The organism is Thioalbus denitrificans (assembly GCF_003337735.1).
GTDB lineage: Bacteria > Pseudomonadota > Gammaproteobacteria > DSM-26407 > DSM-26407 > Thioalbus > Thioalbus denitrificans.
Window position 1 is genome coordinate 1 of sequence record NZ_QPJY01000016.1, and the last position, 11,161, is coordinate 11,161.

An 11,161-nucleotide genomic window follows, 5' to 3' on the forward strand; every position below is an offset into this window, starting at 1 on the left:
GAACACGGAACACGGAACACGGAACACGGAACACGGAACACGGAACACGGAACACGGAACACGGAACACGGAACACGGAACACGGAACACGGAACGCCGCGTCCTCCCACGCTACTTGAGATTGAACTCCATGCCGTAGCTCACCTGCAGGGGGCAGGGCACCTCCTTCGGTGGCCTCGGCAGGGGCTGGGCCTTCAGCACAGCCTCCTCGGCGGCCTTCTGCAGCACGCCGTGGCCGCCGGCCACCTTCACGCCGCGCACACCACCGCCGCACTCGAGGGTGAAGGTGACCTGGATCACCCCCTCCAGTCCGCGGCGGCGGGCCAGGGTGGGATAGAACTTGTGCGCCTCGATGCGGCCCAGGAGCCGGCTGAGATACTGCTCCCGGAGCTGACTTACGCGGGCCGGATCCGGCAGTCCCGCCATTGTCTGCTCCGCCGCCACGGGCGCCTGGGACGGCTGTTGCGCGGGCGGGGGAGGCGTCGGTCTCGGCCTTGGCTTCGGTATTGGCTTCGGTTCGGGCTTGGGTTCGGGCTTCCGCTTCGGTTTCGGCGGCTCAGGCTCCGGTTCGGGCGCCGGTGGTTCCGGATCGGGTTCCGGGACCTCTTCCGGCACCGGCGCCGGCGGGGTTGGAAAGGTGAGGGTCACCCGGGTCTGCTGGGCGAGTATCGGCGCACGCGCCGCCGGCCGCATCACCGAGTCGGCGACCCAGAGCAGAACCCCGGCGTGAGCGAGGGCGGAGATGCCCACCGCCAGCAGGCGCGGCCAACCCTCCCGCCGCCTCATGGCTGCTCGGTGAGGATATCCAGTGACTGGGCGCCCGCCTTGCGGGCCGCGTCGATGACCGAGACGGCGTGTCCGAACCGGGCGGTGGTGTCGCCCCGCAGCCGCACCGATTTACGACCGGGGGCGTGGAGTGCGCCGCGCAGCGTCTCCTCCAGACGCTCGGGCGGAACCACCCGTCCGTCCACCCGCAACTCGCCCTCCGGCGACAGGATGACTTCCACCAGGGACTTGTCCTCGTCCATTGCAGCGGACTCCGCCTCCGGCAGCTCGATGTCGAGGCTCTCTTCCTGCACGAAGTGGGCGGTGAGCATGAAGAAGATCAGCAGCAGGAAGACAATGTCGATGAGCGGCGTCAGGTTCAACCCGGCGCGGGAGCGGCGGCGGTAGTCAGACCGCATTCGATGCCGCCTCCCGCTGCCGCGGGAGCTCCTCCGGGTTCTCCTGGCCGCCGTTGGCATGGTGATGGCCATTGCCGTTGCGCCCGGCCTGTTCCAACACCAGCGACACGCAGCGCTGCATGGCGTGGGCGCGGCGCTCGGCGGTGTTCTCCAGGAAGTGGAGCAGGATCAAAAGGGGAATGGCAACCGCCAGCCCGGCCCCCGTGGTGATCATCGCCTCCCAGATGCCGCCGGCCAGGGCCTGGGCATCCACCTTGCCCCCCGCCTGCTCGATGACCATGAAGGCCTTGATCATGCCGGTGATGGTGCCGAACAGCCCCAGCAAGGGGGCGGTGTTGCCGAGGATGGCCAGGGTGGCGAACCCCCCTTCCAGCCGGCGCAGCTCAACCGCCCGCTCCCGCAGCCCCACGTGGGTCAGGTCCTTGACCCCATCGGCGCGGGCCGCCAGCATCGCCCGCACTACCGCCACCTCCGGCCCCCGAACGCTTTCGAGGGCGCGCTCGTCACCGGCGATGGCGGTGTGGATGCGGGCCTCCAGGTCCGGTGGTGTCCGGCCCATGCGCAGGTAGTGGAAACAGCGTTCCAGGACGATGGCCAGGCCCAGCACCGAGTAGGCCGCCAGGACCCAGACCACAGGCCCCCCACGGAAGAAGAGATCGAAGATTGTCATGGTGCTGTCCAGTCCGTGGATTGACTTGTCGCCTCCAGTGGCGGTCAGCGTACCGGTCCTGCGGGCGAGATGCGAGTTGAACGTCTGCCGTGCCTATTTCAGGTTGAACTCCATGCCGTAGTTGACCTGCAGCGGACAGGCCACTTCCGGAGGCGGGGGCGGCATGGGCACGGCCTTCCTGAGCGCCTCTTCGGCCGCCTTCCGCAGCAGCTTGTGCCCACCGTTCACCTGCAGGCCGTTGATGGAGCCGTCCCGGCTCAGGTTGAAAGAGATATGGACCACGCCCACCAGCCCCCGCCGGCGGGCGACGGTGGGATAGAACTTGTGCGACTCGATGTGCCCCAGCAACTGACCCAGGTAGAGATCCCGGATCTTCAGGACCTTGGCCGGGCCCGGCTTGACGATCCCCGAAGCGGGAATCTGTGTCTTCGGGCCCGTGACCGGGCCGGCGGCGACCGGTGCCGGGCGCGGCTTGGCGGCGGGGCGCGGCTTGGGTTTCGGCTTCGGCTCGGGTTTCGGCTTCGGTGGATCGGGTACCACGACCGGCTCGGGCTCCGGTTCGGGCTCGGGCTCGGGTTCCGGTTCCGGTTCGGGCTCGGGCTCGGGCTCGGGCTCGGGTTCCGGTTCGGGCACCGGCTCTGGCTCAGCCTCCGGCTCGGGGGGGACCACAACCGGTACGGGTGCATAGACCTCGAACATGGCCAGCTCGAGGGGCACCAGTTCCAGTCCCGGGGCGGAGGCGGGAAGGGCCCTCGTCACGAAAAACGCCGCTGCGATGCCCATATGCAACAGGGCGGACGCGGTCAGGCCAAGGAAATTGCAATGGCTGCACTTCATTGGGGGCGCTGGGTGACGATGGACAGGCGTTCGAGTTTCTGGGTCTTCAGGATGTCCACGACGGAAACAAACCCGGCAAAAGGCACGGCCTCGTCCACCCGCATGACAATGGAGGTTTCCTTGTCGAGCCCGGACAGGCGCAACGACAGATCCTCCAGGGTCACGGCCTCATCGTTGTAGTAGGCGGCGCCATCCCGGTCGATGGAGAGGGTGATGGGAGGATCCTGGGGTGGTGCGGCCTCCTGGTTCGCCTTCGGAAGATTGATGTCGATCTTGCCCTGGGCGATGAAGGTGGCCGTGGTGAGCACGATGGCCAGCAGCACCAGCATGATGTCGATGAACGGGATGACGTTGATTGAATCAAACCGCTTCATAGCCATGGATTTTCTTCCATTCCGCGACAAGGACCTCGACGCGACGCAACAGGCCGTTGTAGAAGAGGATGGCCGGTATGGCCACGACCAGTCCGAGGGCGGTGGCCTTCAGCGCCAGCGCCAGTCCCACCATGATGGTCTTGACGTCGATATTTCCGCCCTGGCCGATCTCGTAGAAGGTGAGCAGGATGCCGAGCACGGTTCCGAGCAGGCCGACGTAGGGGGCGCTCGAACCGATGGAGGAGAGCTCGGTCAGATTCCGGGTGAGGGCCACGTTGAGTTCGTCGAGATGATCGAAGCCGCGTACGTCCACGCGGCGCAGGTAGAGATATCTTTCCACGGCGAACCAGACCATGAGAAAGCTCATGAATCCCAGTATGCCGATGATGCCGTAGTCGAGGTTGGACTTCAGAAGGTCCATCAGTGATTCCATCGTGTTCTCCGATACTATCCAGCCGATATCCGTATTGCCGCGGTTGTCAGGGTTGTATCCACCCCAGCGCCGTGGCGGTGCCGAGCCCGGCGATCATGAGGGCCGATACCCGGGTGAGGGTGGTTTCCCACGAGGCCAGATGCTCCCGCAGCTGCGCACCGAGGTGCGCCACGCCGAGGCCGAAGATCACTGCCGGCATCGCCACGGCGCCAATTCCGAATCCGAAGCCCAGCCAGGCGCCCGAGACGGCGCTGGCGGCAGCCGCCGCCGCCAGCATGATGGTGCTCAGGGGGGCACAGGGATTGAGCGCCATCCCCATACCCATCAGGTAGAGACCACCCGGCACCAGGCGCTTGTCCGGGCCGGGTTTGGCCCGCCGCTGCAGCCGCATCTCCACGGCGATCGGCTGTCCGTCCGGTTTGCGGCCCGGGCCGGTGGCAGCGCAATGTCCTTTCCGCCCGGTGGCGGATGAGCGCAGCAGCAGCCCGGCGGCCACCAGCAGCGTGGCGCCTCCCAGCACCCAGCGCACCACCGGGGATTCCAGCCAGCCCTGGGCGATGCCGCCGGCCAGCCCCGCCACCAGCCCCACCCCCGCGTAGCCGGTCAGCCGGCCGAGGGAGAAGGGCAGGAGGACCCGCCAGGCCTGCCGGACCCCGCCGCCACCGGCCACGAAGACCGGTCCGAGGAAGGGCAGGCAGGCGATGTTGCAGGGCCCGGCGCCGAAGCCGAGCCCCAGCAGCAGGGCCGCGCCGAAGCTGAGGCTGACTGCCGCGCCGTCCATCATGCCCGCTCCGTGGCCGGCGACCGGCGGCGACTCCACCAGCCGCGCAGGGTCCAGGACTCCCAGCGCTTCTGGGCCTGCTTGCGCTGCTTGAAGTAGCGGGGGCTGGCCGAGAAGACGGGGAAGGTGGCGTACTTCAGCTGCAGGACATCCTGGTCCGGGCAGAACTCCACGCAGCGGCCGCACAGGGTGCAGTCGGCGAAGGTGATGTCGCCCTGCTTCTCCGTGGTGTGGATCTCGCGGATGTCCATGGGGCAGGCCTTGGCGCACAGGCCGCACTTGCCGCAGCGGGGCGAAGGGTTCTTCACCAGCCGCGCCAGGCCCACCTTGCGGAAGGCGGCGTGCAGGGCCAGCAGCGGGCAGATGCGGCAGAAGGGCTGGCGGGTGGTCAGGCCCAGGGCCACCATGGCGCCGAACAGGAAGTCGGCGCTCACCGAGAGCACCATCACCGTCGGGTTGGCGCTGTCGAAGTAGAGCTGGGAGGTGTCGCCCACCGCCAGGGTGGTCATGATCCGGCTGGGACAGATGGCGCAGTAGGCGCCCACCAGGTCATGACTGGCGAAACCCAGGCCCGAGAGCAGCGGCAGGCTGAAGACCAGCACGCCGAGCATGAGCCACTTCACCGGACGCAGCCGGTCCACGATGCCCGGCGCCAGCGACTCCCGCTGCTGCAGGCCGAGCTTCTGGCCGATGACGCCGAGCAGCTCCTGGAAGAAGCCCAGCGGGCAGATCCAGCCGCAGAAGGCCTTGTTGAGCAGGACGAACAGCAGCAGGAAGGTGCCCAGGGTGGTCACCACCGGCAGCAGGCCCATGAGCAGCGATGTGCCGTTGCTGATCGACTCGCCCACCCGGTGGGCCATCTGGTGCTGGAAGGGAATCAGGGTGCAGTAGTCGGCCGAGCGCATGTCGTAGGCGCAGGTGAGCGCCGGGAAGGCGACGCTCAGCTTGTCGGCGGTGTAGTAGCCCACCACCACCGAGCCGTAGACGAGAAAGGCGAAGGCGGCCACCTGTACGAGCCTGCGGATGACGCTGAGATTGGTAAGCGGATTCATGGTTCAGGCGCTCCCGCGCTTCTTGTTGTCATGCCTGCGGCGGAAGCCGACCAGGCCGCCGACGAGAAAGCCGGCCCCGGCGATGGCCACGCCGGTGGGAAAGGACTGCCAGTGGGCCGGGTCGGCGTGGTAGGGAGCGGTGAGAACCGTCACGAACTCCAGCCCGTCCTCCCGGTGGCTGGCGGTGACGCTGAGCTCGGCCGGCGTGTTGTTCTCCCGTCCGGCCTCGACTTCAGGGAAGTCGTCGGGGAGGCGGAAGGTGACCCTGCCCGCGGCGTCGGTCACCGCTTCCAGCCGGCTGCCCTGGCTGGTCGCCAGCAGCACCGGCGTGCCGGCGAGCGGCTGGCCCTGGTAGCGGACCAGGAACGACCAGCGGTCGGCGGCCATGTAGCGGTAGTGCTCCCGCGGGATGGGGTCGGGCACCACCTCCAGCTCCGTCTTCACCGCCGCGGTCAGCTCGGCCGGGCTGTGGCCGCTGGGCTTGCCGAAGCTGTATTCGTAGCGGATGAGGGTGTCTTTCTCCGGGCCCCAGTCCTGTTCCACGACCAGGGCGTGGTAGTTGTCCATGCCCGTGGGCGGCAGGGTCAGGTGCCCATGCTCGGCGCTCAGCTCCATGCGGGTCAGATCGGGCTTCCAGTAGGTGATGCGGGCGCCGTCGGCGTTGGCCAGCATCAGCATCTTCGCGCGCCGGCCGCCACCGTGCCCGGCATGGCCGCCGGCGGGCTTCTGACCCGTTTCGGCTGCCGGCGCGGCGGCGTCGCCGTGGGCAGGCGGCTGGGCGAGGGCGACGGACACGCAGCAGCCGCTGGCGAGGAGTCCGGCTAGCAGGGTTTTCATTCGCATCGGTGTCTCCATGGGAGGAGGTTGTGCACCGGACCCTCCCTGGTCCGTGGCCAGCATCGGCCGGCCGGTGCACTCCCCTGTCCGGTCGGGCGGCTAGAAGGTGTACTTGTAGGTCAGCATCGCGGTGCGCGGGCTGGCCGGGTAGTAGTAGTACTTCTCCTGCCATGAGCCCATGGCGAAGTAGGTGCTCTTCTTCACCTCGGTGGCGTAGTGGTCGTCGAACAGGTTGTCGATGGTGAACACCAGCGCGTGCGGACCCTTCTCGTAGCCCAGCATCAGGTTGGTGACGAAGTCGAAGCCCTTGTAGGTATCCGAGTTGGCATTGTCCACGTAGTACTCGCTCCAGCTGTCGGCCTGCACGCGGGCCTTGAACCCGGAGGGGTGGTCGTACTCCAGGCTGAGGTTGTACTGGTGCCTGGGCGTGAAGGGGAGCTGGTTGCCGGAGCGGTCGAAGGTGAAGCCGCTGATGACCTCGGAGAACTCCTCGAACTTGTAGTCGCTGTAGGCATAGCCGAGCCCCGCCCACCAGCGCTTGCCGAGCCGCAGGCGGCCGCTGAACTCCAGGCCCTTCTTGTCGGTCTCGCCGGCGTTCTGGAAGGTGGTGTCGCCCCCGGTGTCCAGCACCGAGACGATCTCGTCGCTCACCTTGGTCTGGTAGACGGAGAGATCGAAGGTCCAGTTGTCGGCCCGTCCCTTGATGCCCACCTCCAGGTTGCGGGCGGTCGAGGCATCGAGTGCGCTGTTTTTCTTCAGCTCGGAGTCGGCCGGGATCTGATCGGCCTGGGCCAGAGAGGCGAACAGGTTGAGGGTGTCCGACAGTCGGTAGGTGACGCCCAGGCGTGGCGAGAAGAGGTTGAAGCTCTTCTTGGTGTCGTAGACCAGGGGATCGTAGACATAGGTGCTGCTGCCGTAGTCATAGACCCAGATCTGATCGGTGTGAATGTCGAACTCGGAGCGGTCGAAGCGGAAGCCGGCATCCACCAGCCAGCGCTCGGCCGGTTGCACGCTCTCCTGGAGGTAGAAGCCGTAGAGCGTGTTGAGGGTGTCCTCGGTCTGCATCAGGTCGCCGGGACGGTCCGAGAGGGTGGAGGTGATGCGCCCGCCGAAGCCGGTGGTGACATCAGCATACTTGTACTTGGCGGAATCCCGGGTGTCGTCGCGGCGGAAGGTGACGCCGCCCACCAGGGTGCTGTCGCCGATGAAGTGGTGGTTCCAGTTGAGCTCGAGGTCGGTGCCGAGGACGTTGGTGCCCGGGTTGTCGTTGATGGCGCCGGTGACCGGGTGGTAGTGCTCCCAGTGGTTGAAGTACACGCGCGGCTTGAAGGTCAGGTCGCCCCAGCTCTGCTCGAAGCGGGAGTTGAAGAACCAGATCTTCGAATAGCGGCCGGAATGCTTCCAGGGATCCTGGGTGTCGTCCACCTCGCCGGTGCGCTTGTACTCGTCGAACAGGGCCTTGTCGAGGGAACCGGGCAGCTGGATGTCGGCCTTGGAGTAGCTGAGCTCCGACTCCCACAGGCCGCCGCCGTCCAGCATCAGGCCGTGCTTGAAGCTCACCTGGTTGGTGTCGAACTTGTTCCAGTGGCGCCAGTCGTTGTCCATCACGCGGCGCGAGGCGGTGACGGAGAAGGCGTTGCTGTCGTTGATGTCGGCGCCGTAGCGGACGTGATAGCTCTCCGCCCCCTCGGTGCCGAGGCCGAGCTTGACCCGGTTGGTGGCGTCGAAAACCGACTTGGAGATGATCTGCAGGGTGCCGCCGGCCGCGCCGCTGCTGTAGAGGTTGCCCGGGCCCTTGGAGATCTCGATGCGCTCGATGTCCTGGGTGTCGATGTAGTCGAAACGGGAGAAGCTGTCCGGATCGGTCATGGGCACGCCGTCGCGGATCACCATGATCTCGCGCACGCCATAGTTCGCCTTCTGGCCCGCGCCGCGGATCACCAGGCGGACGTCGTAGCCGCCGTTCTTCGAATCGATGAGCACCCCGGGTGTCCCCTGGATGGCATCCTTCACGTTCATCATCTGCGCCTGCTCGATACGCTTCTCGTCCACCACTGCGATGGCGGCGGGCACCTCCCGGGTGGTGCGCTCTATGCGCGAGGCGGTGACGCTGATGGTGTCGAGATCGACCTTGTCGGCCGTCTCGGGCGTTTCCGCCCAGGCGGGGCTGGCGGCGGAGAGCGAGGTGGCGATGGCCACGACGAGAACCCGGCGCGCGATGGCCGGTTGATGTGAAGCGACGTTCATGTGTGCTGACCCCCGGATGTGTGCGCCAAGCAATTGATATTTGTCTTTTTTATGGTTCCGGTAACTCGTCCAGCAGGGGTCCGTCCCAAGCTGGTGGACCCCAAAGCAAGGAGTGGGCCAATCGGGCCTTGACGTTTATCAAGGGGTTAATCGGGGAGACACATGCCGCTGCAGGTGATTTGCCGCAAATATGTGGTATTTGCCGCATTCGTGCGTCCCGGGAGGAAGCCACGCGGTCTGCACCGAAGTGGCCCGGCCCTGTTGGCGGCACCCGGCCGGTACCGGCTGCCAGACGCGGGCGTCACCCGCCGGAAGGGCCGGCGATGTCCGCAGCGGACGGTGGCGGGGGCGGGGCGCGCCCTCCCTGGCGCATCCGGCGTTCCCTGCCGCCCCGCTGAAGGGGTCAGAACCGGGCCGACACGCCGACCGTGTAGGTGCGCCCCGGGTTCACCACGATGGAGATGTCCTCCATGTCGAAGATGCCGTCCGGTACCCCGCCGGTGCCGGGGCTGGCGCCGTCGGAGCTGCCGCGGGCCGTGTTCCAGTAGTCCGCGTCGAAGAGGTTGTCCACCCGGGCGAAGAGACTCCAGGTCTGGTTCTCGCCGAAGCTGCGCTCGTAGGTGGCCAGCAGGTTGAACACGGCGTGGCCGTCCACCTCGTTCCAGTTCAGCTCGTCGGCGTAGTAGGACGAGCTGGCGTCGATCTCCCCGGTGAGGGTCAGGTAGGGGGCGGCGCGCCAGTTCAGTCCCACGTTCAGGTGGTGCGCCGGCGCGCGGGGAACGTCGTTGCCCTCGAGGTCGTAGGATTCCAGGCAGTACTGGTTCTCCGTGTCGTACTCGCCCGGATCGCAGACGCCGTCGGCGTTGCCGCCCGTGGCGGGATCGAAGAAGCCGTTGCGGCCGTAGCGGTTGCCCAGCAGGAGGTTGAAGTTGTCGTACTGGGTGAAGAAGGCATCCAGGAAGGAGTAGGAGATGTTGACCCAGAACGGCTTCGCCGAATCGCTGCGCAGGACCAGTTCCAGTCCCCGGCTGCGCATGCCGCCGATGTTCTCGTAGCGCAGCGGCTCCCCGTCCGGGTCCACCACGCCATACTGGCCGGCGGAGGACATGATGTAGTCCTCGCGGTCGATCTGGAAGATGGCCGTGTCGAGGTCCCAGTTGATGCCGAAGGCGCTGAAGGTGCGGCGCAGGCCGAGCTCCAGGTTGAGCGCCTGCTCGGGGTCGAGGTCGGGGTTGTTCTCGACGTTGCCGTCGGGATTGGTGCTGCCGGCGAAGAGCTGCTCCACGGAGGGGGCGCGGAAGCCGGTGGAGGCGTTGGCGTAGAGGTCGGTGGTGTCGTTGAGGGCGTAGTTGCCGCCCAGGCGCCAGGAGGTGACGTTGAAATCCCGGCTCAGTTCGAGATCGGTGAGGTTGTCGCTGTAGTCCAGGGCGATGTGGTCGTAGCGGCCGTTGAGGGTCACCACCAGCGGGTCGGTCACCCGGAACTTGAGCTCGCCGTAGGCGGCCTGGATGCTCTCCTCGGTCTCGCCGTCCTCGTTGACCACGCCGGCCACGGCGGCCGGCCTGCTGCTGAAGCGGGAGTACTTGTAGGTGGTGATGTTCTCGTTGAGCTGCTCGTAGGTGTTGGCGCGCAGGTCCAGTGCGGCCAGCCAGGCCAGCTTCTCGCCGGCCTGGCGCAGCTCCGCCTTGATGCCGCGCTGCACCTGGTGGTAGTCGGTGGCGGTGGCGTAGGCGTCCGGGTCGGTGATCAGCGTCCCGTCCTCGTAGTAGTAGCCGTTGATGGGCTTGCTGACGAAGGCGGTGTCGTCGCTGAACTGGTAGGCGTTCAGCAGCAGGTTGCCCGTCTCACCCATGTCGCGGGAGTAGGTGACGAAGTACTTGGAGAGGTCCACGTCGTACATGCGGGTGTAGTCGTCGTTCTCGATCCACTCGCTCTTCGGGTCCAGTTTCGCGGCGGTGATGCCGTCCACCGTGCCGTGGCTGTCCTTGGCCCGTTCCGAGCGTTCGAAGCCGAAGGTCACGTCGCTGACGTCGTCGATGTAGTACTGCAGCTTGCCGTTGAGGTAGTCGGACTGGGAGTCGGAGTCCTTGTAGTACCCGTCGGTCTGGCGCCGGGAGACCTGGACGTGTCCCGACGCCTTCTCGCCGGCGAAGCCGGCCCGCCCCAGGTACTTCCGGAAGCCGAAGCTGCCCGCCTCCACCCCGGCCGTGTAGCCGGCCTGCTTGGCGCCGCGCTTGGTGGTGATGATCACCGCGCCGGAGAGGGCGTCGTCGCCGAACAGGTAGGAGGCGCCGCCCTTGACCACCTTGATGGACTCGATGTTGTCCAGATCGATGTTGACCCGGCCGGTGCGCTCGAACACCGGCACGCCGTCGATGACCACCGCCACGCCCGGCTTCTCGCCCATGTAGCGCTGGTTCTCCACGCCGCGGATGTGGATCTTGAGCTGTTCGCCGCTGTCGAACTCCGTGGTGATGCCGGGGATGGACTGCAGCACCTGGTGGATGTTCTCGGCATGGGCCTTGTCCACCTTCTCGCCGGAGACTACGGCGATGTTGGAGGGCTCCTCGCGCTTGGACTCGAAGCGGTCGTCGATGGTGGTGGACTCCACCGTGATCAGGCCGAGGTCCTCGGCGAGGACAGTGGCCGGGGCGGCGGCGGCGAGCGCTGCGGCGACGGCCGCGGCGAGACCCCGGCGACCGGCGGCCGGGTGGGTTGAAGCTGTGTTCATGCGTGTTGACCCCCG

11 protein-coding genes are annotated in these 11,161 nt (G+C 66.9%); all 11 read right to left on the reverse strand.

Annotation, left to right across the window (positions count from 1 at the left end):
• Positions 1–111: 111 nt before the first annotated feature.
• Complete coding sequence (locus DFQ59_RS19650) at positions 112–786, reverse strand: energy transducer TonB family protein (RefSeq protein WP_147275283.1); 675 nt, start codon at positions 784–786, stop codon at positions 112–114.
• Positions 783–1,184, reverse strand: coding sequence for an ExbD/TolR family protein (locus tag DFQ59_RS18225; RefSeq protein WP_170142216.1), 402 nt, complete (start codon positions 1,182–1,184; stop codon positions 783–785). The genes DFQ59_RS19650 and DFQ59_RS18225 overlap by 4 nt, the downstream gene beginning before the upstream one ends.
• Positions 1,174–1,854, reverse strand: coding sequence for a MotA/TolQ/ExbB proton channel family protein (locus DFQ59_RS18230; RefSeq protein ID WP_114281173.1), 681 nt, complete (start codon positions 1,852–1,854; stop codon positions 1,174–1,176). Before DFQ59_RS18230 ends, DFQ59_RS18225 begins: the two co-directional genes overlap by 11 nt.
• A 93-nt stretch (positions 1,855–1,947) precedes the next feature.
• Complete coding sequence (locus DFQ59_RS18235; protein WP_170142217.1) at positions 1,948–2,613, reverse strand: TonB family protein; 666 nt, start codon at positions 2,611–2,613, stop codon at positions 1,948–1,950.
• A 74-nt stretch (positions 2,614–2,687) separates the two neighbouring features.
• Positions 2,688–3,071: an ExbD/TolR family protein gene (locus DFQ59_RS18245; RefSeq protein WP_245937321.1), complete on the reverse strand. Its 384-nt coding sequence runs from the start codon at positions 3,069–3,071 to the stop codon at positions 2,688–2,690.
• Positions 3,052–3,486, reverse strand: coding sequence for a TonB-system energizer ExbB (gene exbB / locus DFQ59_RS18250; RefSeq protein ID WP_114281176.1), 435 nt, complete (start codon positions 3,484–3,486; stop codon positions 3,052–3,054). Before exbB ends, DFQ59_RS18245 begins: the two co-directional genes overlap by 20 nt.
• Positions 3,487–3,544: 58 nt before the next feature.
• On the reverse strand, positions 3,545–4,279 hold the full coding sequence (locus tag DFQ59_RS18255) for a sulfite exporter TauE/SafE family protein (RefSeq protein ID WP_170142218.1): 735 nt from the start codon (positions 4,277–4,279) through the stop codon (positions 3,545–3,547).
• Positions 4,279–5,331, reverse strand: coding sequence for a 4Fe-4S binding protein (locus DFQ59_RS18260; protein WP_114281178.1), 1,053 nt, complete (start codon positions 5,329–5,331; stop codon positions 4,279–4,281). Before DFQ59_RS18260 ends, DFQ59_RS18255 begins: the two co-directional genes overlap by 1 nt.
• 3 nt (positions 5,332–5,334) lie before the next feature.
• Positions 5,335–6,168, reverse strand: a complete 834-nt coding sequence (locus tag DFQ59_RS18265; RefSeq protein WP_114281179.1) for a hypothetical protein — start codon at positions 6,166–6,168, stop codon at positions 5,335–5,337.
• Positions 6,169–6,267: 99 nt separating this feature from the next.
• A complete protein-coding gene (locus DFQ59_RS18270) occupies positions 6,268–8,415 on the reverse strand; it encodes a TonB-dependent receptor (RefSeq protein ID WP_114281180.1) in 2,148 nt (715 codons plus the stop codon).
• A 403-nt stretch (positions 8,416–8,818) separates the two neighbouring features.
• Positions 8,819–11,146, reverse strand: a complete 2,328-nt coding sequence (locus tag DFQ59_RS18275; RefSeq protein WP_114281181.1) for a TonB-dependent receptor — start codon at positions 11,144–11,146, stop codon at positions 8,819–8,821.
• Positions 11,147–11,161 lie beyond the last annotated feature (15 nt).